This is a genomic window from Iodidimonas sp. MBR-22, from assembly GCF_029946565.1.
Lineage (GTDB): Bacteria > Pseudomonadota > Alphaproteobacteria > Sphingomonadales > Rhodothalassiaceae > Iodidimonas > Iodidimonas nitroreducens.
On sequence record NZ_JARKVQ010000001.1, the window covers coordinates 197,293 to 217,851 of the forward strand.

General features: G+C 58.6%; 20 protein-coding genes. 7 read left to right on the top strand and 13 right to left on the bottom strand.

Translation table 11 applies throughout. The features are described from left to right. Positions 1-85: 85 nt before the first annotated feature. From wrbA to bioF, 5 genes are all read right to left on the bottom strand, one after another. Positions 86-685: an NAD(P)H:quinone oxidoreductase gene (gene wrbA / locus QK300_RS00945; RefSeq protein WP_281299849.1), complete on the bottom strand. Its 600-nt coding sequence runs from the start codon at positions 683-685 to the stop codon at positions 86-88. Between the two features lie 154 nt (positions 686-839). Then, positions 840-2,147: an adenosylmethionine--8-amino-7-oxononanoate transaminase gene (locus QK300_RS00950; protein WP_281299848.1), complete on the bottom strand. Its 1,308-nt coding sequence runs from the start codon at positions 2,145-2,147 to the stop codon at positions 840-842. Between the two features lie 74 nt (positions 2,148-2,221). After that, entirely contained in the window at positions 2,222-2,464 is a 243-nt protein-coding gene (locus QK300_RS00955) for a hypothetical protein (protein WP_281299847.1), read from the bottom strand. Positions 2,465-2,668: 204 nt separating this feature from the next. After that, a complete protein-coding gene (gene bioD / locus QK300_RS00960) occupies positions 2,669-3,358 on the bottom strand; it encodes a dethiobiotin synthase (RefSeq protein WP_281299846.1) in 690 nt (229 codons plus the stop codon). Further along, complete coding sequence (gene bioF, locus QK300_RS00965; protein WP_281299845.1) at positions 3,358-4,512, bottom strand: 8-amino-7-oxononanoate synthase; 1,155 nt, start codon at positions 4,510-4,512, stop codon at positions 3,358-3,360. Before bioF ends, bioD begins: the two co-directional genes overlap by 1 nt. A 157-nt stretch (positions 4,513-4,669) precedes the next feature. On the opposite strand from bioF, the gene bioB reads away from it, so the two are divergent. After that, on the top strand, positions 4,670-5,713 hold the full coding sequence (gene bioB / locus QK300_RS00970) for a biotin synthase BioB (protein ID WP_348651786.1): 1,044 nt from the start codon (positions 4,670-4,672) through the stop codon (positions 5,711-5,713). Positions 5,714-5,718: 5 nt separating this feature from the next. Here the strand turns inward: bioB and QK300_RS00975 are convergent, their stop codons facing one another. Beyond that, entirely contained in the window at positions 5,719-6,696 is a 978-nt protein-coding gene (locus QK300_RS00975; RefSeq protein WP_348651787.1) for a tyrosine recombinase XerC, read from the bottom strand. A 43-nt stretch (positions 6,697-6,739) separates the two neighbouring features. On the opposite strand from QK300_RS00975, the gene QK300_RS00980 reads away from it, so the two are divergent. Beyond that, positions 6,740-7,285, top strand: a complete 546-nt coding sequence (locus tag QK300_RS00980) for a PAS domain-containing protein (protein WP_281299843.1) — start codon at positions 6,740-6,742, stop codon at positions 7,283-7,285. A 40-nt stretch (positions 7,286-7,325) separates the two neighbouring features. On the opposite strand, the gene fsa is transcribed toward QK300_RS00980, so the two are convergent. Beyond that, positions 7,326-7,979, bottom strand: coding sequence for a fructose-6-phosphate aldolase (gene fsa / locus QK300_RS00985; RefSeq protein WP_281299842.1), 654 nt, complete (start codon positions 7,977-7,979; stop codon positions 7,326-7,328). A 151-nt stretch (positions 7,980-8,130) separates the two neighbouring features. Between fsa and QK300_RS00990 the strand changes: the two genes are divergently transcribed. Then, positions 8,131-10,362 (top strand): primosomal protein N', encoded by a 2,232-nt coding sequence (locus tag QK300_RS00990; RefSeq protein WP_281299841.1) that lies wholly within the window; start codon positions 8,131-8,133, stop codon positions 10,360-10,362. Between the two features lie 24 nt (positions 10,363-10,386). On the opposite strand, the gene ggt is transcribed toward QK300_RS00990, so the two are convergent. Beyond that, positions 10,387-12,201, bottom strand: coding sequence for a gamma-glutamyltransferase (gene ggt, locus QK300_RS00995; RefSeq protein WP_281299840.1), 1,815 nt, complete (start codon positions 12,199-12,201; stop codon positions 10,387-10,389). A 101-nt stretch (positions 12,202-12,302) separates the two neighbouring features. Between ggt and QK300_RS01000 the strand changes: the two genes are divergently transcribed. After that, positions 12,303-13,208, top strand: coding sequence for a P1 family peptidase (locus QK300_RS01000; protein WP_281299839.1), 906 nt, complete (start codon positions 12,303-12,305; stop codon positions 13,206-13,208). 3 nt (positions 13,209-13,211) lie between these two features. On the opposite strand, the gene QK300_RS01005 is transcribed toward QK300_RS01000, so the two are convergent. The 5 genes from QK300_RS01005 to QK300_RS01025 all read right to left on the bottom strand — a co-directional run bounded on the left by QK300_RS01005 (position 13,212) and on the right by QK300_RS01025 (position 16,723). Next, positions 13,212-13,427 carry a DUF1150 family protein gene (locus tag QK300_RS01005; protein ID WP_281299838.1) on the bottom strand — a complete coding sequence of 72 codons (216 nt, stop codon included), beginning with the start codon at positions 13,425-13,427 and terminating at the stop codon, positions 13,212-13,214. Next, positions 13,408-13,914 carry an Hsp20 family protein gene (locus QK300_RS01010; protein ID WP_281299837.1) on the bottom strand — a complete coding sequence of 169 codons (507 nt, stop codon included), beginning with the start codon at positions 13,912-13,914 and terminating at the stop codon, positions 13,408-13,410. Before QK300_RS01010 ends, QK300_RS01005 begins: the two co-directional genes overlap by 20 nt. Positions 13,915-14,108: 194 nt before the next feature. Continuing rightward, positions 14,109-15,488, bottom strand: coding sequence for an SPOR domain-containing protein (locus QK300_RS01015; RefSeq protein ID WP_281299836.1), 1,380 nt, complete (start codon positions 15,486-15,488; stop codon positions 14,109-14,111). Between the two features lie 2 nt (positions 15,489-15,490). Next, on the bottom strand, positions 15,491-15,928 hold the full coding sequence (locus QK300_RS01020) for a hypothetical protein (RefSeq protein WP_281299835.1): 438 nt from the start codon (positions 15,926-15,928) through the stop codon (positions 15,491-15,493). Positions 15,929-15,991: 63 nt separating this feature from the next. Next, positions 15,992-16,723, bottom strand: coding sequence for a ParA family protein (locus QK300_RS01025; protein WP_042088372.1), 732 nt, complete (start codon positions 16,721-16,723; stop codon positions 15,992-15,994). A gap of 301 nt (positions 16,724-17,024) precedes the next feature. On the opposite strand from QK300_RS01025, the gene QK300_RS01030 reads away from it, so the two are divergent. The 3 genes from QK300_RS01030 to QK300_RS01040 all read left to right on the top strand — a co-directional run bounded on the left by QK300_RS01030 (position 17,025) and on the right by QK300_RS01040 (position 20,401). Then, on the top strand, positions 17,025-18,335 hold the full coding sequence (locus tag QK300_RS01030) for an SPOR domain-containing protein (RefSeq protein ID WP_281299834.1): 1,311 nt from the start codon (positions 17,025-17,027) through the stop codon (positions 18,333-18,335). A 59-nt stretch (positions 18,336-18,394) separates the two neighbouring features. Continuing rightward, positions 18,395-19,381, top strand: coding sequence for a CoA ester lyase (locus tag QK300_RS01035; RefSeq protein WP_281299833.1), 987 nt, complete (start codon positions 18,395-18,397; stop codon positions 19,379-19,381). 69 nt (positions 19,382-19,450) lie between these two features. Then, positions 19,451-20,401, top strand: a complete 951-nt coding sequence (locus QK300_RS01040; RefSeq protein WP_281299832.1) for an acetyl-CoA carboxylase carboxyltransferase subunit alpha — start codon at positions 19,451-19,453, stop codon at positions 20,399-20,401. The last annotated feature ends 158 nt before the right edge of the window (positions 20,402-20,559 follow it).

A 20,559-nucleotide genomic window follows, 5' to 3' on the forward strand; every position in this document is an offset into this window, starting at 1 on the left:
TGCCGCAGAAATAAAAAGGGCTGTGCCTTGGATGGACACAGCCCTTGATTTTGGGATTCAGCTTCAGCCCGATTTCAGTTCAATCTCAGCCGTGTAGTTTGGCGGCGATTTTGGCCACATGGCTGCCCTGGAAGCGGGCAATCGTCAGTTCGGCTTCGCTGGGCATCCGCGAACCATCGGGCCCGGCGATGGTGGCCGCGCCATAAGGCGAGCCGCCGCGCACGGCGCTGATATCGGTCAATTCAGGAATGGCATAAGGGGTGCCCACCAAAACCATGCCATGATGCGCCAAAGTCAGCCATGTGCTGATGATGGTTGTCTCGCTGCCGCCGCCGGTGCCGGTCGAGGTAAAGACGCTGCCCACCTTGCCAGCCAGAGCCCCTTTGGCCCACAGGCCGCCGGTTTGATCGAAAAAGGTGCGCATCTGGCCAGCCATATTGCCAAAGCGTGTGGGGGTGCCAATGATGATGGCATCATAATCGCCCAATTCGGCAGGGCTCGCTACAGGCGCTGCCTGATCGAGCTTGGCGCCGGCGCCTTTGGCCGCATCTTCGGACATGGTTTCGGGCACGCGCTTCAAGCTCACCTCGCAGCCTTCAACACTGCTGGCCCCTTTGGCCACTTCATTGGCCATGATTTCGATATGTCCATACATGCTGTAATATAAAACGAGGATTTTGGTCATGCTGCGCTCCTGTGTAAAATGGTCATCTGCATCACAGTTTATGGCTTGGCCAAGGGCCGCACAATCGCATCATTTATAAAAACATTATTCTGCCACACGAAACAGTGGGGTGCCGATGGAAGCTATCGGCATTCTGGTGGCGCAGGGGCTGGCCTCACAGATCTTTCAGGCAGGCCCTGATGCCTTCGGTCAGGGCGGAAAGATCCGCAGGGCTGATGGTCAGCGCCGGGGTCAGATAGACCACCGAGCCAAGGGGCCTGATCCACAGGCCACGGTCGATGAAGGCCTGCCTCAGCTTATCGATATTGGGGGGGCGCATCAATTCCACCACGCCGATGGCCCCCAATATCCGCACATCGCGCACACCGGGAAAATGGCGGCAGGGCTCAAGTTCATCCGTCAATTGCCGGGAAATGGCCGCGCATTGGCCCAGGCGATCTTCTGTTAGAAACAGATCGAGGGAAGCATTGGCCGCAGCACAAGCCAAAGCATGGGCCATATAGGTGGGGCCATGCATCAGGGCATGATTGGGATCATCGCTGTGAAAGGCATCATAAATGCCGCGCCGGGCAATCGCTGCTGATAAGGGCAAAGTGCCGCCGGTCAGGGCTTTGGAAAGGGTGATGATATCGGGCACGATCCCCGCCTGCTGGCAGGCAAAAAGCGTTCCCGTGCGGCCAAATCCGGTAAAAATTTCATCGAGAATGAGCAGAATATCGTGCTTTTTGCACAGATCGGCCACGGTTTTCAAAGTCTCTGGCTTATGAAAGCGCATGCCCCCGGCACCCTGCACCAATGGCTCGATAATCACCGCTGCCAGATCATCGGCATGGCGGCCCATCAGATCATCAAGGGCCGTGAGGCGGGCCGGATCATCGGGCAATTCCCCCATGATCTGTTGGGCGAGCATCCCTTCAAAATGGCGGTGCATCCCTTCATCGGGATCACACACCGCCATGGTGCCCAGAGTATCCCCATGATAGCCATGGCGAAAAAACAGGAAGCGATGGCGGCGGCGGCCCTGATTGATGCCATATTGAAGAGCGATTTTCATCGCCACCTCGACCGAAACCGAGCCGGATTCGGCGAAAAACACGCGATCCAGATCACCGGGCAAAAGCCCAGCCAAACGCGCAGCCAGCCGGGCGGCGGGTTCGTGCATCAGGCCGCCAAACATCACATGCGGCATGGCCTGAAGCTGCTTTTGGATGGCCGCCAGAATATGCGGATGATTATAGCCATGGGCGGCGGTCCACCAGCTTGCGATGCCATCAATCAGGCTGCGCCCATCGCTCAGTTGCAGCCTTTCGCCATGGGTGGAGGCAATGGCCAAAGGCGGCCGGGCGGTTTTCATCTGGCTATAGGGAAACCACAGATGCCGAAGCCCCGCTTCATACCAATCGGGCTGACGGGGCTGATCAGGTTGATGGGGCTGATCTTTGGGCGGGGGATGGCCGACCATGGCTGCGCACTCCTTTGGAGAAAAGCGCCATAGTCCTATCATGGTCCATCGAAAAGTTCAGCCCCGGCTTTGCTTTAATGAATCGAGACTCCGGCGGGGATATGCCCATCACGGATGATGCCCAGAATATGCTGATGGATCCCCAGCCACATATCAAAGCCATCCGCATCATCGATGGCCCGCATTTTTTTCAGGGCTTCATCGGCATAATAAAGGGCGCGATCCCCGAAATTTCTGACCAGCGTACTGGCGGCGATTTCAAAATAAACCTTGGGATCAAAGTCATTCACAATCGGCGTTAGGGGCAAAGCAGGCATCACAGGCTCCCGGTATAAAGGATGATGCCGTTTCATCAGCAAATGCCGGGCCAGTTTAAAAAAACATTTTAAGCCATTGTTTTTATGCGATATAAAATTAATGATTACAAAAAATCAAAGCCCATGGCCGGGCGGGCAGGCAGGCTTTGCCGGGCTGGGGGCGCAAAGCTTGCCGCCTCAAAAAGCGAGAGACATTTAAGCCTGTCAGGCAGCCGGAATACCCAGCCGATCAAGCACGGCCAAAAGATCGGGGGCGTGGGCCCAAGGGTCGGGGCCATCGAGGCGCGGCAGGCTGATGATCGGGCAGGAGATATGACGAGAGAGGCTCTTGCAAGTGTCGTTCAGGGGAATGGCGGCCGGATGATCGGGGCTATCGCTGACGATCAGGGCCGAGGGTGCAAGCCCGCGATGGGCCAACCCCTCGATGCACGATAGGCTGTGGCTGAGGCTTCCCAGATAGCTGCCCGTCACCAGAAGATGCGGACAGCCCAGATCGGCGATCCAATCGGCCACCAGATGGCGATCATCAAGGGGGACAAAGGCCCCGCCCACTCCTTCGATCAAAGTAAGGCCGGGGGCGGCCATGGCCTGCCGACAAAAAGCGAGCAGCGCCGGATAAGGAAGGCGGCGCCCTTCAAGGGCTGCGGCCATATCCGGTGAAAGCGGGGCCGCAAATCGCCAGGGTGATATGTCGGCAGCGGCCGATGAGGGCCGCCCCAAAGCCTTGAGCAAGAGGGCGGTATCGCTTGTTTCATCCTTGGGGGCATAGCCGGAAATGATCGGCTTGATGGCCTGCACCCTTCGCCCGGCGTGGCGCAGTTGGTGCACCAATGCGGCGGTGAGCAGGGTTTTGCCGATCCTGGTGCCGGTGGCGGTGATGAACAATCCAGCCATCACACGATCCCCGTATCCTGAAGGGCGGTGATCAGGCCATCGATATCGCTTTGGCGGTGGCTTGCGGAAAAAGAAAAGCGCAGCCGGGCGGTGCCATCGGGCACGGTGGGGGGGCGAATGGCCACCACCAGATAGCCCCGCGCCAACAGCTTCGCCTGCGCCGCAAGGGCTTTTTCCGCGCTTCCCAAAATCAGCGGCACCACCGCACTTTGGGGTTCAGGCAGGCCCAAAGCCTGGCAGAAAGAGCGTGCCGCCATCAAGGGCCTGGCCCAGAGATCAGGGTCGTTTTCGATGATATCGAGGGCGGTAAGGGCCGCGCCGATGGCGGCCGGCGGCAGGCCGGTGGTATAGATCAGGCTGCGGGCGCGATTGCGGATCAGCTCTATCACCGGGCTGTCGGCGGCCACATAGCCGCCATAGCTGCCCAAAGCCTTTGATAAGGTGCCGATCAAAAGATCGGGATGCTGGTTTTGCTGTGCCGGGGTGCCCCGCCCTTTGCCCAGAACACCCACGCCATGGGCATCATCCACCATCAGCCAGCCTTGATGCTTTTGGGCCAGAGCGGTCAATTCAGCGAGGGGGGCCTGATCGCCATCCATGGAAAAAACACCATCGGTGATGATCAGGGCATGGCGATGATCGCGGCGATGGGTGGCCAGCAGATGATCAAGGCTGTGCATATCATTATGGGGAAACCGCAAACACCGGGATTGGGCCAGCCGCGCGCCGCTGTGCAGGCAGGCATGGGCCCATTCATCGATCAGGATGAGGTCCTCACGGCCTGCAAAAACCGGAACAGAGCCGATATTGGCCAGATAGCCCGAGCCGAAAACCACCGCATCTTCGGTGCCCTTGAACGCCGCCAGCCGGGCTTCGAGCTGCGCATAAAGGGGATGATCGCCGCTCACCAGCCTTGAAGCCCCGGCCCCCGCCCCATAGCGCCGAACCGCATCCACCGCCGCCTCGATCAGGCGTGGATCGGTGGAAAGCCCCAGATAATCATTATCGGAAAATGAGATCAGATCCTGCCCATGGCGCCGGGCTGTCATCCCCGCCCCCCGGGCCGTGGGATGAAGATGGCGATCCAGTGCGGCATCGCGCAGGGCATCAAGCTTTTGTTCAGCAAAGGCCGCAAGGGATGAGGGTTTGATCATGATCAGGCGATAGCGCCATTCGGGATTGCAGGTCAATGATCATGCGTTTTGGGCCGCATGATCCGCCCTGTTTTTGTGAAATATCGGGCGATGCCGGGCTTGACTTCACGGCCCTGCGCGGGCAAGCGTTTGGTCCCCCCCATTGAATGGATATGCTATGGCCACGCGCATTAACACATCCCTTAAAACGCCCTCGACTGCAAAAGCGTCTGCGCTGTCTGCCTTTGAAGGCGTGGATGATCCTAAGCTTAAAGGCAGCATCCGCCATGATTGGACCAAAGCCGAGATCGGCGCTCTTTTTGCCTTGCCCTTTTCCGATCTGATCTTTCGGGCGGCCGAAATCCACCGGGCCTTTCATGATCCGAATAAAGTGCAGCTTTCCCAGCTTTTATCGATCAAAACCGGCGGCTGTGCCGAAGATTGCGCCTATTGCCCGCAATCGGCCAAATTTGCCGAAGCGACCGGAGTGAAAGCGGAAAAGCTGATGGATATCGGCCCCATTCTGGCCGATGCCCAAAGCGCCAGGGACGGGGGGGCTTCGCGCTATTGCATGGGGGCGGCCTGGACCAGATTGAAAGATCGCGATCTGCCCGCTTTGGAAGGCATCATTCGCGAAGTGAAAGCGCTGGGCCTTGAAACCTGTATGACATTGGGGATGCTGGAAGCCCATCAGGCCCAGCGTTTGCGGGCGGCGGGCCTTGATTATTACAATCATAATATTGATACCTCGCCCGAATATTATGGCGAGATCATCACCACCCGCACCTTTGACGAACGCCTTGAAACTTTGGCCCATGTGCGGGAAGCCGGGATGAGCGTGTGCTGCGGCGGCATTGTGGGGATGGGCGAAACCGTGGGGGATCGCGCCTCGATGCTGGAGGTGCTGGCCACCATGACACCGCATCCCGAATCGGTGCCGATCAATATGCTGGTGCAGGTGAAAGGCACGCCGCTGGCCGATGCCGCACCCCTTGATCCTTTGGAATTCGTGCGGACCATCGCCGTGGCCCGCATCACCATGCCCCGCTCGGCGGTGCGTTTATCGGCAGGGCGGGAAAGCATGAGCGAGGAATGTCAGGCTCTGGCTTTTCTGGCGGGGGCCAATTCGATCTTTTATGGCGAAAAGCTGCTCACCACCGGCAATCCCGAACATGATCGCGACCGGGCCCTGTTTCAAAAGCTGGGTATCAGCCCGGCTTAAAGCCTTCAGGGCTGTTTCCTGGCTTTGGCCCGGGGATGGGCCTGTTCATAGCTGGTCATCAGATGGATCTGATCCACATCGGCATAAAGCTGGGTGCTGGAAAGAGAGGCATGGCCCAAAAGATCCTGAATGGTGCGCAGATCGCCGCCATTCCCCAGAAGATGGGTGGCAAAGCTGTGGCGCAGGGCATGGGGGGTGGCGCTTTCCGGCAGGCCCAGCGCATAACGGGCCTTTTGCATCGCCGCCTGCACCGCCCGCGCCCCCAAACGGCCCCCCCGCACGCCTAAAAACAAAGGCCGATCAAAGCTTTGGGGATAGGGGCATAAGGCCAGATAATCGGCAATGGCTTTTGCAACTAAAGGTAAAACAGGCACCAGCCTTTCCTTATCGCGCTTGCCTTTGATGATCAGCATATCGCGCCCGGCGATATCGCCGCAGTGCAAAGACAAAGCTTCGGAAATGCGCAGGCCGCAACCATAAAGCAGGCTCAAAACGGCACAATCGCGGGCACCGATCCAGGGTTCGCGGGCTTCATCCCCGATGCTGCTGAGCAGGGTGCGGCTATCCTTGATACCGATGGGCCGGGGCAGGCGGCGGGGCAGTTTCGGGCTGCGCACGGCGGCCAGAGCATCGCATTTGATGCCCTTTGCCCGATCGAGATAGCCGAAAAACGAGCGCAAGGCCGACAAGGCCCGGGCCAAAGAGCGCGATCCCAATCCATCGGCCCGGCGCTGGGCCAGAAAGGCGCGAAAATCAGCTACAGTCAGTTTTTGGAAATCGGTTTCATCTTCAAAATCATCACGGTGTTTATTTAAAAATTTCAATAACATCAAAACATCGTGATGATAGGACTGTATTGTATGGGCAGAGAACCTTTTCTCTGTGGTAATATAGCGGCTCCATTGTTTGAAAATTTCAACCAAAGAAGGATTGATTACATCAATATCACACTGAATATCTTTATATGTGTCTTGATTGTTCAAAAAAGGCCTGCGACTATAAACATGGTGAGACAGGTGAATGCATATGGTTGTTTCTGATAACACGGCATCCTTGTATGAGCGTATCGTTGGTCCGTCTTTTGCGCAAGCCTGGCCCAACCCGGCGCAGATCAATGATTTCAAGCATCACTTGCGCAGCGATCACAGCCGGCAGCTTTTTGCCTATTGGCTGATGAAATGCAGCGGGGATATTCCCCGGCGTGCCGATCTGTCGCCCCATGAAATGAAGGGCCTGTTGCCCCGGCTTTCGATCTGGGAGCATGTGCCCCAGGCCGATGCCGTGCATGTGCGGCTGGCGGGCACCTATGTGGTGGAGACTTTGGCGCAAGATCCATCGGGCCATTTGAATAGCGATATTCTGCCCCCGGAATGGGTTGAAGCCATGCGCCTTCATGGGGCCGATTTCTATCAGGGGAAAGCGCCGCTTTATTTCCTGTCCTCGCTCGCCCCTTATGGCCGCGGGCATGTGCATATCGAATTTCTGTCGCTGCCTTTGCGACGGGAGGGCACAAAAGCCACGATGGGAATCGGCATCATGGATCGGGTGGAAATCTATAAGGCCGCCTCATGATCCTGAGACGGCCTTGAAAAAACGCGATGATCGGCGGTTTTTAAAGGATGCTTTGGCCGGTCGCCGCCCAATCCTTCAAAAAGCCTTCCAGCCCTTTGTCGGTCAGGGGATGATTGGCCAGCTTGCGGATGACATCGGCGGGCATGGTGGCGACATCGGCACCGATGCGGGCGGATTCCAGCACATGAACCGGATGGCGGATCGAGGCCACCAGAATTTCGGTATCAAAGCCATAATTATCATAGATGATCCGAATATCTTCGATCAGATCCATGCCATCAAAGCCATGATCATCATGACGGCCCACGAAAGGCGAAATAAAGGTGGCCCCGGCTTTTGCCGCCAAAAGCGCCTGATTGGCAGAAAAGCACAAGGTGACATTGACCATGATACCATCGCTCGACAAGGCCTTGCAGGTTTTGAGGCCATCCATGGTCAGCGGCACTTTCACGGCGATATTATCGGCGATTGCGGCCAGCTTGCGGCCTTCCTTCAGCATGGTTGCATGATCGAGCGCCACCGTTTCGGCGGACACCGGGCCATCCACAATGCCGGCGATTTCGGCCACCACATCCAGAAAATTCCGGCCTGATTTCATGATCAGCGATGGATTGGTGGTGACCCCATCCAGCAATCCGGTTTCATTGAGTTCGCGAATATCGGTAACATCGGCGGTATCGACAAAGAATTTCATGGCCATGATCCTGAGTTATGGTGAAGGCTGCATGGGGCTGTGCTATCCCTTTGTTTAGTGAAATGCAAGCCATGCACAAGATGATCCGGCGTTCTTGATCGGTGCCACGAGCCTATCTGTTGTCCATAAACAAAAGCTGTCTCAATCTTTTATGTCTTATGATCAGCCGCAACGTCTGAAGGTTCTGCTCGCTTTGCCGGTGGCGCAGCCTTTTGATTATCTTGCCCCCTTATCGGATGATGGCAAAGCCCTGTTGTGCAGGCCCGGTGCCATCGTGCGGGTGCCTTTTGGCCGCCAAAGCCGGCTGGGGGTAATCTGGGATGATGATGCCCCCGGCCCTGATGCGAAAGCCACGCCCATTCCCGATGATCGGCTGAAACCCATTGAAGCGGTTTTGGATCTGCCGCCCATGGGGGCATCCATGCGGGGCTTCATCGGCTGGGTTTCGCGCTATACCATGGCGCCTTTGGGGGCGGTTTTACGCATGGCCTTACCGGCGATTGTGATCGAGGCGAAAGCCCCTATCCGCCGATTATGCGCCCCGGCGCCTGATGCCGATCATCAAGGCCTGCGGCTGACCCGCGCCCGAAAAGCGGTGCTCGGTCAAGCAAAAAGCGGTCCGCCCCAAAGCATTGCGGCCTTGGCGGCGGCGGCGGGGGTCAGCGATGCCGTGGTGCGCGGGCTGATACAGGCGGGGATTTTGATGATCACCGAACAAAGCGGCGACAGCGCCTTTGCCGCGCCCGATCCTGATCTTTTGGGGGCGGATCTAAGCGCCGATCAAAGACGGGCGGCGCAGATATTATGTGATCTGGTGGCGGCACAGGCTTTTGCGCCGGTGCTGTTGGAAGGGGTGACCGGATCGGGCAAGACGGAAGTTTATTTTGAAGCCATCGCCCGGGCTTTGCAGTTGGATGCCGGCAATGATGCGCAGATTCTGGTGCTTTTGCCGGAAATTTCCCTCACCAGCCAATGGCTGGATCGCTTCAAGGCGCGCTTTGGCGTTTATCCGGTGCAATGGCATTCCGATCTTGGCCCGGCAGAACGGCGGCGGGCCTGGCATCAGGTGGCATCAAGCGGGGCGCGGGTGGTGGTGGGGGCGCGGTCGGCGCTGTTTTTGCCTTTTCGCGCTTTATCTCTGATCGTGGTGGATGAAGAACATGATCCCGGCTTCAAGCAGGAAGAGGGGGTTTTGTACAATGCCCGAGATATGGCGGTGGTGCGGGCGCGGATGGAAAGCTGCCCGGTCATTCTAAGCTCGGCCACCCCCGCCCTTGAAACCCTGCTCAATGCGCGGGAAGGGCGCTATCGTCATTGCCTGTTGCCATCGCGCTTTGGATCGGCGGAATTGCCCGATATCCGCGCCCTTGATCTGCGCCTCGATCCCCCGGAAAGCGGCCAGTGGCTGGCCCAGGGGCTGGTGGATGCGGTGGATGAAACCCTGGCCCGGGGCGAGCAGGCCTTATTGTTTCTCAATCGTCGTGGCTATGCGCCGCTTACCTTGTGCCGATCCTGCGGCGAGCGATTATCCTGCCCCCATTGTTCCACATGGCTGGTGGAACATCGCTATAAGCGGCAGGTGCAATGCCATCATTGCGGCTATTTCCAGCCATCGCAGCCCGATTGCCCGGCCTGCGGGGCGGAAGATGCCATGGTGGCCTGTGGCCCGGGGGTGGAGCGGGTGGCCGAAGAAGCTGCCCGGCGCTGGCCCGATGCCCGGCTCGATGTGATGACATCCGACACCATCACAAGCCCGGCCAAGGCCCGGATGCTGATCGGCCGGATCGAAGCCGGGGAAACGGATATCATCATCGGCACCCAGATCATTACCAAAGGTTATCATTTCCCGATGCTGACATTGGTGGGGGTGGTGGATGCCGATCTGGGCCTGCGGGGCGGCGATCTGCGCGCCGGGGAACGCTGCTGGCAACAATTGATGCAGGTGGCGGGCCGCGCCGGGCGGGCGGATCGACCGGGCATTGTTTATCTGCAAAGCTATGATCCATCGCACCCGGTGACTAAAGCGCTGATCAGCGGCAATCGGGATGGCTTTCTCGATCAGGATATTGCGGATCGGCGGGCGGCGGGGATGCCCCCTTTCGGGCGATTGGCGGCGCTGATCTTATCCGGCCCTGATCTCGATGCCCTTAATATGGCGGCAAAGGCGGTGGCCCGCGCCGCGCCGATGGCCCCGGGGATCGCGGTTTTCGGTCCGGCGCCTGCCCCTTTGGCCCGCCTGCGCGGCCAGCATCGCCAGCGCCTGTTGCTGCAAACCCGGCGGGATCAGCCGATCCAGGCGATTTTAAAACAATGGCTGGCCGCGGTTCGTCTGCCGTCTTCGGTCAGATTGCGGGTGGATGTGGACCCCTACAGCTTTCTATAGGTTTTTGCTCAGGCGCCCATCCTCTTAATCTCCAAGCGCCACGCCTTCGCGCCGGGGATCGGCCCCCCCCCGATAATGGGCTGTGCCATCCTCATCATAATGCACGGTTAAGCCATGCAGGCCGGAATTAAGGGTGCGATCCCGAACTTCGTGCCCCCGGGCCCGCAGGGCATCCATCAGATCGAGCAGGCCGCGATCCCGCTCGATTTCCAGAATACCGCTTTGGGCCACCAGATTGGGGGCGCTGATGGCCTCTTGGATAGTCATCTCGAAATCCAGCACATTCACCAGGGTTTTGGCGACAAAGCTGATGATCCGCGACCCGCCGGGGGAGCCGATGGCCATGCGCACCCGATTTTGCTCATCGAAAACGATGGTGGGGGTCATGGAACTGCGGGGCTTTTTGCCCGGTTCCACCCGATTGGCCACCTTGACGCCATCGACTTCGGGGGCAAAGGAAAAATCGGTGAGCTGGTTATTGATGATGAAGCCGCCGCTCATCAAAAAGCTGCCAAAAGCAATCTGTACGGTGGTGGTGAAGGACACCACATTGCCCGCATCATCAACCACCACAAGATGGCTGGTGGAGGGAATATCCGGGCCGATATGGGGGGCAAACAGCGCCCCCTGATCATGGGAAGGGTCGCCCGCCGGGGCTTCGCCCATGGCTTTAACGGGATCGATAAGGGCGCGGCGTTTGGCCAGATAGGCGGGATCGATCAGCCCCTTCACCGGCACCGAAACAAAAGCCGGATCGGCGGAATAAAGATTGCGATCGGCATAGGCAAGCTCGCTGGCTTCCGCATATAGATGCACCGCATCCGGGCCATAGGGGGCGAGGGCGGCGAGATCAAAGCCTTCCAAAATGCCTAAAATCGCCAGCATGGTGGTGCCCCCCGATGAAGGCGGGCCCATGGAACACACGCGATTGCTGCGATAAGGCCCACACACCGCTTCGCGCTTCATCGGCTCGTAGCTGGCCAGATCCTCAAGGCTCAGCGCCCCGGGGGCAAAGGGGTTGTTCTGCACCGTTTCAACCATATTTTGGGCGATTTCACCCTCATAAAAGGCGGAAACGCCCTGCTCGGCGATTTGGTGCAGGCTTTTTGCATAGACGGGATTTTTCAGTAAAAAGCCAAGGGGTTTTGCCTGTAGATCATCGGTAAAGAAATAGCGGCCCGCAGCGCCCAGCCGATCAAGGCTATAGCCCGCGTCGCGATAAAGTCTGGCCCGCCCATCCAGCAGATAAAAAAGCCGGGGCGAGATTTCAAAACCGTTTTCTGCGAGATCGATGGCAGGCGCAAAAAGCTCTGCCCAAGGTAATTTACCCTGTTCCTGATGGGCCAGTGCCAGCATGGCCATCACCCCGGGCACACCCACGGCGCGGCCACCAAAAGCCGCTTCTAAAAAGCCCATGGGTTTCCCCTGTTCATCTAAAAACAGGGTTTCATCCACGGTCTGAGGTGCTTTTTCCCGCCCATCATAAGCAATCAGCTTTTCATCGGCTTTATTATAATGGAGCAGAAAGCCACCCCCGCCAATGCCCGATGATTGTGGCTCCACCAAGCTGAGCACCGCCTGCATGGCAATCGCCGCATCCACCGCACTGCCCCCTTGGCGCAGCATTGCCAAACCGGCGCGGCTGGCATGGGGATTGGCCGCAATGGCCATGTGCTTTTCAGCCTCAACCACTTGTGTGGCGGGACGGGTTTCCGGCGCCGCACCATCCTGAGCAAAGGCCCGCGAGGGGAGGGTAAGGGCGGCTGTGAAAAAGAGGGGGGACAGCAGCAGGGCGATGGACAAGGCTGCAGATCTGGCGGGCAGAAAGGGTGAGCGCATGAATGAACGATCCTTGATAAGGGTGCAAGCGCCCACTATAGCAAAGGAGCGCAACAAGAAAAGCATCCAGTCAGGCCTTTTGATCACAGAGCCAAAGCCCCATGAGCGACGAACCCATTAAACCCACGGCCCATGACCGGATCACCGATATCGCCGGGATTTTGGTTGGCAATAGCCATGATGCGCGGGTGCAAACCGGCACCACCGTTATTCTGCCCGATCATCCGGTCACGATGGGTGTGGATGTGCGCGGCGGCGCCCCCGGCACCCGGGAAACCGATGCCCTTGATCCTACGTGTCTCGTCAACAGTTTTCATGGGCTGGTGCTTTCGGGGGGCTCGGTTTTTGGGCTGGCGGCGGTGGATGGGGTTGTTTCATGGCTTTCGGTGCGGCAAAGGGGGCTGGCTTTGGGGCCGTGTTTCGTGCCGGTGGTGCCCGGTGCCATCCTTTATGATCTGGCCAATGGTGGCGATAAAAACTGGGGATCGCTGCCCCCCTATCGCGATCTGGGGATGGCCGCCTGTGATGCGGCTGGTCTTGAGATCAGCGAAGGGGCTGTGGGCGCAGGCTATGGGGCGCGGGCCGGGGGCCAGCGTGGCGGCCTTGGCACGGCGGCTTTTTGCTGTGAAAGCGGCTTTTCGGTGGGGGCGCTGGTGGCGGTGAATGCCTATGGCCCGCCCATTGATGATCGCCGGGATCGCATACCCATGCCGAAAGAAGGATTGGTGGGGGCGAATACCACCATTGCCGCCATTGCCACCGATCTCGCCCTTGATAAAGCGGGGTGCAAGCGGTTGGCGATGATGGCTCAGGATGGTTTGGCGCGCAGCTTGCGACCGATCCACACGCCTTTTGATGGGGATAGCGTGTTTGCTCTCTCGACCGGGGCGATCACCCCGCCCCAGCCCTATGCGCGTAGCCTGTTGGTGGCGGGAACGATGGCCGCCGATGCTTTGGCAAAGGCCGTTGAAAAAGCCTTGCGCGCGGCATCGACGGCACAATTTTGAGCTTTAATGCACCGAAACCGGCATCAGCTCGTGGGAGCGGGCCATCATCAGCGCTTCAGGAAAGCTGGACACATCCGCAAGCTTGATGCCATTGGCGGCATGAAGACAAAAGCTTTTATCGCCGTTTTGGGATTTAACGGATCGGATATAAACCAGATGCGGCGCACCCAATTCAGCAAAGTCCCGATCCGAAAAGCGATCAGTGGTCGGAGCGTTCATAGGCGATCCCTTCTTTGGCATCTGAAGGAGACGCGGCTTTTCCTTCAAGATTGCGTTTGATGCTGCGCGCGCTGTGGTCGCCTTGTCTGATCTCGATGGTTTTGATCGATTTTTCAGGCTCGGGCCGATTGAGATCGACATTGAGCAGGCCATTATCCAAAGAAGCACCCGAAACTTCCATGCCTTCGGCAAGCACGAATTTGCGCTGGAACTGGCGCGTGGCAATGCCGCGATGCAGGAAGGTCCGCTCGGTTTCCTCATTTTGCCGACCGCGAATCACAAGCTGATTGCTTTCCACCGAAATGTCGAGATCATCGGTGGTAAATCCGGCAACCGCCAAGGTGATGCGCAAGGTGCGATCATCGAGATGTTCAATATTATAGGGCGGATAGCCATCATTGCCGCTTTTCGCAGCGGTATCGAGCATCCGTTCGATATGATCGAAGCCCAAAAGCAGAGGGCTGTTGAAGACAGATAAGCGTGACATGGTTGTCCTCCTTTAGAAGCGATCCGCTCATCCGGCCCATCTCCCATGGAGATCAACATAAAGCACCGGATAAGCACCTCACCCCGGGCCAGCAATCCTGATCGTTGCGGCAAAGCTGGCCTTGGGTGCAAAATATTTGGGGTTGGGATCGGTTCGGGTCAAGAGGGAGGATCAGCCGGTGCAGCCCGGTCTGATCATTTTTCCGCTTCATCTTGCTGTGCTGCCTCATCCGGCAGACGGCCTTCGGGTGGCTCGGGCGGCCTGATCCAGCAGGGTGCACCGGCTTTTTTAAGGGCGGCACACACATCGCGGGCCTGTGCCAGATCCCGCAAAGGCCCGGCATTCAGGCGATAGAAAAAGCCCCGGGGCGCGGTATTGCGATCGCCAAAATCCACCTCGGACCGGCGCGGTTCCAGGGGTTCGAGGATGATCTGATAGCGATCCCAATAAAATTTCTGGCCCTTGATCAATTGATCGGCGGTGCGATAGGCGGCCACCTGCACCGACCAGCCTTCGGGTTCGATCAGCGGCGGCAGGTCCACCGGCTCGGGGGCGGGTTCTGGCTCAGGTTCAGGCTCAGGTTCAGGCTCAGGTTCAGGTTGGGGCGCAGGCGCGGGCTCAGGGTCTGGTGCCGTCACAAGCCGGGCGGCAGCACGGGATTTGTCTTCGGTTTCTTCAAAAACCAGAATGGCCTGATCCGATGGCGTGCGGGCCGGGGATTGCAGGCCCAAAATCAGCGCCGCCACCCTTTGGGCGGGCGGCAGGCTGTTTAATTCCCGGAAATAAGCGAGCGTTTCAATGGCCGAGCGGTGATCAAGATCGACCCGGGCCATCTGCCCTGCCGGTTCCATCCGATTGGCAAAAACATAGGCCAAAACCAGATTCTGTCGATGCTGGGCTTTGGCTTTTGGGCTTTTCACGATGTCTTCCAACAACGCGATGGCCTTTTCATTCTCATCATAAAGCGCATGGCTCAGGGCCAGATTGCTGCGCAGATTGAGATCATCACCGCCACTTTGCAGGGCGCGATCATGGGCTTTGAGGGCTTCATCATGGCGGCCCAGAGCATCAAGGGCCACCGCCCGGCCTGAATGGGCCTCGGGCAAGGGGATGGGCCCGGCGGTGGCGATGGCCTGATCAAATTGCTTGAGCGCCAGTTCGGATCGGCCAAAGGCAAGATCAACCTCACCCAGACCCAGATAGGCAGCGGCCAGATTTTTATCGGCGCGCACCGCCAACAGGAAGGTTTTTTCGGCTTCGGCGATTTGCCCCATGGCGATTAGCGATTGACCCAAACCCACCAGCCCCTGTGGCCGCATTGCACCGCCCGAGATGACCTGCCGATAAAGGGGGATGGCGGCGGCATGGCGGCCCTCATCGGCCAGCCTGCGGGCAAGGCTGAGCAACGGGGCCTTATCCCCCGCTTCGGCCCCGGATATGGGCATGGCGGCCTGCTGTACCATCGGCGATGAGGTGCAGGCACCCACCATCAGCGTGGCCAGACCAAGGGCGAGGGCCAGAGCCGGGGCGGGTTTATGATGCCGCAGGGATAGGACGGGTTGTTTTTCGCTCACCTTTATTCATGCCTTTTTTGCTGGCAGCATTGTTTGGGATTCATGCCTTTTAAACAAGCGCAATCAGGCAGACGGTCTTGATAAGATTTCAAGATCATATCCAAGGCTTCCTGCAAGATCATCTGGCCTGATTGATTGAGATGCGCTGAAAGAATCTTTAATTGCAGATGCTTTTCTTTATTGAGCCTTAGGCTAAGGGCAATTCGTTTCTGATCCGTTACGCCATCTGTATTGCCAAGCTTATGGGCCGTTTGCGCCACGCCTTTGGCCCTTGTATGCAGATGATCCGGCCCTTGGTGCGCGGGGGGGCGGTGGGCATCGCCATAAAGCCTGGCGTCCGGGCCGTGGCTGGTTTGGCCGGTTTTCTGGGGCATGAAAGCCGGGCTGGCGCTGCCTTTGCGGGCCAGCAGGCCGGCATTCAAGCGGGCGACATGGGACATTTCATCTGTCTCCTGTTCTTTTTGACTCTTCTGAACGCATCGGGCCAAAAGCCCGTACCATCATCACCATGCGGATTGATCGGCCAGATCGTTTTTGCGGCCAAAGCTGCGGGCCGCGCTGCCATTGCCGATGGATCGCGGATGGCTGCGGCCATTGAACACCGTGCGCCGGTGTGTGCGTTCCAGCCGATCATGCAGATAGCGCCACAGGGCTTCCACCTCTTCGGCGGATTTGCCGGGCTTGCCGATTTCCAGAACCGTGCGCCCATCGATCATGCTGGAGGCAAAATCGGTGCGCTGATGGATGGTGGTGGGGGCCACCGTGCCATGCTGCGACAGGGCAATGGCGGCATCAGAGGTGATCCGGGCCCGGGCGGTGGCGGCATTGATGACAAACACCAGCGGTTTTCCCGCCCGCTCCACCAGATCCACCGTGGCCCCGGCCGCCCGCAGATCATGGGGCGATGGGCGGGTGGGGATCACCACCATATCACTGATCGCCACAACACTTTGGATGGCCATGGTGATGGCCGGGGGGGTATCGATCACCGCCAGCTTGAAGCCTTGGGCGCGCAGATCATCCAGATCGCTGATCAGCCGCGAAATGGATGTGCGGGCAAAAGCCGGGGCGGGATCAGCCCGTTCATTCCACCATTCCGATAATGATCCCTGCGGATCGGTATCCACCAGCACCACAGGCCCGGCGCCCGCGCGCTCTGCGGCTACGGCCATATGTCCGCTCAGGGTCGTTTTGCCTGATCCGCCCTTTTGAGATGCAAAAGCAATCACGCGCATGTGCCTGTTCCTTTGAGCTTGTGTCTCGATTTTTCGAATCCCGAATAGCTGATGCCTTGATGTCTTGATGCCTGAAATCAGACTCGGGATAGGCGATTATCAGTGAATAAACTAAAAGAATGGCTTTAAAGAACCGTAAAGTGATTGAATAAAGACGAGTAAAAAGCCATTTAATTTGATAAATTTTTAATTATAATAAGTATTAATCAATTTCATTAGAGGATAATCCATGCTGCAAGGGGGCGGCATTTTCGGCATGTCGCTTCTGGACCCATCGCCCGCTTTTCGCTAAGCATGGCGCATGGGCGCGCGCAGGATGGAAGGTGATAGCAAGGGCATGCACGGGATGATGATCGGGGTTTGGCAACAGGCGGGGAATGCGGGGGGGTGGCACCGTATCGCTTTAGTGTGGAAAGGGGCCATGCGGCTCGGCTTTGTTCTGCCGATGATGGCGGCGGCGCTGATCTGCGCGATGCCCCGAGCGCAGGCGATGCAGGCCCAGAATCAGGCCCAGAATCAGGCCCAAAATCAGGCTGCGGATGAGGCCCCCTTGTCCCTTTCGGCATTGGACGAGGGGCGCACCCATTATCTGGCCGGGGATTATGAGGCAGCGCGCAAGGCCTGGCAGCCGCTGGCCGATGCGGGCGATCCCCGGGCCCTTTATAATATGTCGACCCTTTATCGTCGGGGTTTGGGGGTAGAGGCCGATAGCGACCGGGCCACCGATTTTCTGCGTCAATCGGCTGATCAGGGCTTTGCGGAAGCGCAATATGTTCTGGCCAGCCAGCTTTTCGATGCGGAAACGGCTGATGAAGCCGATCGCCAGCAGGCGGTGCGCTGGTGGCTGGATGCCGCCCGCCATGATCATGGCTTGTCGCAATATCGTTTGGGGCTTTTATACTGGAATGGCGATGCGGTGGCGCGGGATCTGGTGCGCGGACGGGCTTGGATGGGGCTGGCATCGCAAAATGGCCTGCCTGAAGCCAATGAAGCCCGCGAAACCATGGATCGCTATCTGGATGTCAGCCAGCGCCGCGAGGCGGAAACCCTGTCACCCGAACTTTTGGAGCCTGAAGAGTCACAGATTGCGAGCGGACCTTCAGGCGATGCCGAACCGGCGCAGGCGCCCGCCACGCAACCGGCCATCCGGGATGCCGATGAACAGCCCGGTGTGAACCGGATGGCGGAAAGAGATGAGCAGGGGCGGACCATCACCCCGGTTCCGCGCCCCCAATCTGTGGGCGAAACAGCCGCATCTTCGGCTGCGGCAGCCCCGGCTTCTCCCCCCACTTCCCCTGCGGCTTCTTCCCCGGCTCCCCCCCCTGACCCCCCGGGGCTTGATCTGGAACGCTTCATCGGTAGTTGGCGGCTGCAATTGATGGCCCTGCGTTCAGAATCCGAAGCCCAAAAAGAATGGGAGGCCATGCGCGCCGCCGCCCCCGATCTGCTGGCGGGGCTCGATCATCAGATCATTCCCGCCGATATTGCGGATCGCGGCACCTTTTATCGCCTGCAGATCGGTCCTTTTGCATCGCGCGGGGCGGCCAACAGCCGGTGCAATGCCCTCAAATCGGCAGGGTTCTCATGCTATTATCTGGCGCCGGAGAATTAGATTGCTATTGTTGCAGTGCAAAAGATGCACTGTAGCAATGCTCGCAGAAAGGCCCGATCATGAGCTTTACCGAAATCACTGAAGCCCCGGCGCGGCTCAATCGATCCGAACTGGCGGTGCCCGGATCGAACCGGCGTTTTTTGGAAAAGGCCGCGCAATCGGCGGCGGATGTGGTGTTTCTCGATCTCGAGGATTCGGTCTCGCCCGCCCTGAAGGATGAAGCGCGCCGCAATGTTATCGAGGCGCTCAATGATCTCGATTGGGGGGAGAAAACCGTTTCCCTGCGGCTCAATGGGCTGGATACCGCCTGGACCTATCGCGATGTGGTGGATGTGCTGGAGAAAACCGGCGAACGCCTTGATCTGATGATGTTGCCAAAGGTGGGGGTGGCGGCGGATGTCTATGCCCTTGATGTTCTGGTGAGCCAGGTGGAACGGGCGCGGGGCCGCAAAAAACGCATCGGTTTTGAACTCATCATCGAATCGGCCATGGGGCTGGCCAATGCCTATGCCATTGCCGGGGCCAGCCCGCGCAATGAAAGCCTGCATTTCGGGGTGGCCGATTTTGCCGCTTCGGTGCATGCCGATACCACCCAGATCGGCGGCCCCAATCCGCGCTATGCGGTGCTCACCGATCCCTTGGATGAAAGCGGCCGCCGCGATATCCATTGGGGCGATATGTGGCATTATCCGGTGTGGCAGATGGTGGTGGCCGCCCGGGCCCATGGCTTGCGCCCTATCGATGGGCCTTTTGGTGATTTTTCCGATGAGGCCGGTTTCCGCGCCCATGCCGCCCGGGCCATGGTTTTGGGCTGTGAAGGCAAATGGGCGATCCATCCCAGTCAGGTGGCTTTGGCCAATGCGGTGTTCAGCCCGTCTGCCGATGAGCTTGCCAAGGCCCAAAAGATATTGGATGCCATGGAAAAGGCCGAAGCCAGTGGCCAGGGCGCGGTGGCTTTGGATGGCAAGCTGATCGATCTGGCCTCGATCCGGCAGGCAAAAGCCATGATCAAAAAGGCAAAAGCGATGGATGTGGCAAGCAGCTGATCACCATGGATGCTTGACTCATGGCATCGGCGGCACCACTTTGCCTCTGAAATCTGTGTGGATGGATGAATGATTACCTTTCTCGATTTTGAAAAACCCATTGCCGAGCTTGAAGGCCGCATTCGCGATCTGCGGAAATTATCCGGTCATGAAGGCAGTCTGGATCTCAGCGATGAGGTGGATCGGCTGCAATCCAAGCGCGACAGGATGTTGAGCGAAACCTATGCCGGGCTTTCGCCCTGGCAGAAAGCGCAGGTGGCCCGCCATCCCGAACGGCCGCATCTGAGCGATATTCTGGCGCGCTTGTTCACCGAATTCACGCCTTTGGCCGGGGATCGTTCCTTTGGCGAGGATAATGCCATCATCGGCGGTCTGGCCCGTTTCAATGGCCGGGCGGTGATGGTGATGGGCAATGAAAAGGGGGCGAATACCGAAAGCCGGATCCGGCATAATTTCGGCATGGCCCGGCCCGAAGGCTATCGCAAGGCCGTGCGCCTGATGGATCTGGCGGATCGCTTTCAATTGCCGATTTTAAGCTTTGTGGATACCCCTGGGGCTTATCCCGGCATCGGTGCCGAAGAACGCGGCCAATCCGAAGCCATAGCGCGGTCCACCGAACGCTGCCTGCGCCTGTCTGTGCCTCTTGTTTCCACCATTGTGGGCGAAGGCGGATCGGGCGGTGCCGTGGCTTTGGCGGCGGGCAATAAGGTTTTGATGATGGAACATGCCATTTATTCGGTAATCTCGCCCGAAGGCTGTGCCTCGATCTTATGGCGCACCGCCGACAAGGCCAAGGATGCGGCAACCGCCCTCAAGATCACGGCGCAGGACCTGCTGAAACTGGGGGTTGCGGATGCCATCATCCCCGAGCCTTTGGGCGGGGCCCATCGCGAGCCGGGCCGGGCCATCCAATCTTTGGGTGAAGCGGTGCAGGATGCCTTGAATGAAATGGATGGCATCCCGGCGGATCGTTTGCGGCAATTGCGGCGCGAACGCTTTCTGGCCATCGGGCGGGCCTGAGGGGCGATGGATCGCGCTATGGCGTGCGGCTTTTATTAATCCTTTCCCGCGCGGATCAATATCTGGATCGGGATCGCTGAGCCGAAGACGGCGACTCGCTCATTTCAGGGGTTTTTGGCCATGACCCTTCATTTCACACACAAGATATGGTGTGCGGG

Excerpts from the sequence above, each read along its gene's own strand:
- QK300_RS00990 (WP_281299841.1), top strand. The coding sequence starts at position 8,131 with ATGTCTTATGATCAGCCGCAACGTCTGAAGGTTCTGCTCGCTTTGCCG.
- ggt (WP_281299840.1), bottom strand. The coding sequence starts at position 12,201 with ATGCGCTCACCCTTTCTGCCCGCCAGATCTGCAGCCTTGTCCATCGCC.
- bioF (WP_281299845.1), bottom strand. The coding sequence starts at position 4,512 with ATGATCAAACCCTCATCCCTTGCGGCCTTTGCTGAACAAAAGCTTGAT.
- fsa (WP_281299842.1), bottom strand. The coding sequence starts at position 7,979 with ATGAAATTCTTTGTCGATACCGCCGATGTTACCGATATTCGCGAACTC.
- QK300_RS00980 (WP_281299843.1), top strand. The coding sequence starts at position 6,740 with ATGGTTGTTTCTGATAACACGGCATCCTTGTATGAGCGTATCGTTGGT.
- QK300_RS01040 (WP_281299832.1), top strand. The coding sequence starts at position 19,451 with ATGATTACCTTTCTCGATTTTGAAAAACCCATTGCCGAGCTTGAAGGC.
- QK300_RS00950 (WP_281299848.1), bottom strand. The coding sequence starts at position 2,147 with ATGGTCGGCCATCCCCCGCCCAAAGATCAGCCCCATCAACCTGATCAG.
- bioB (WP_348651786.1), top strand. The coding sequence starts at position 4,670 with ATGGCCACGCGCATTAACACATCCCTTAAAACGCCCTCGACTGCAAAA.
- QK300_RS00955 (WP_281299847.1), bottom strand. The coding sequence starts at position 2,464 with ATGCCTGCTTTGCCCCTAACGCCGATTGTGAATGACTTTGATCCCAAG.
- QK300_RS01020 (WP_281299835.1), bottom strand. The coding sequence starts at position 15,928 with ATGTCCCATGTCGCCCGCTTGAATGCCGGCCTGCTGGCCCGCAAAGGC.
- bioD (WP_281299846.1), bottom strand. The coding sequence starts at position 3,358 with ATGGCTGGATTGTTCATCACCGCCACCGGCACCAGGATCGGCAAAACC.
- QK300_RS01025 (WP_042088372.1), bottom strand. The coding sequence starts at position 16,723 with ATGCGCGTGATTGCTTTTGCATCTCAAAAGGGCGGATCAGGCAAAACG.
- QK300_RS01005 (WP_281299838.1), bottom strand. The coding sequence starts at position 13,427 with ATGAACGCTCCGACCACTGATCGCTTTTCGGATCGGGACTTTGCTGAA.
- QK300_RS01035 (WP_281299833.1), top strand. The coding sequence starts at position 18,395 with ATGAGCTTTACCGAAATCACTGAAGCCCCGGCGCGGCTCAATCGATCC.
- QK300_RS01030 (WP_281299834.1), top strand. The coding sequence starts at position 17,025 with ATGGGCGCGCGCAGGATGGAAGGTGATAGCAAGGGCATGCACGGGATG.
- QK300_RS01000 (WP_281299839.1), top strand. The coding sequence starts at position 12,303 with ATGAGCGACGAACCCATTAAACCCACGGCCCATGACCGGATCACCGAT.
- QK300_RS01010 (WP_281299837.1), bottom strand. The coding sequence starts at position 13,914 with ATGTCACGCTTATCTGTCTTCAACAGCCCTCTGCTTTTGGGCTTCGAT.
- wrbA (WP_281299849.1), bottom strand. The coding sequence starts at position 685 with ATGACCAAAATCCTCGTTTTATATTACAGCATGTATGGACATATCGAA.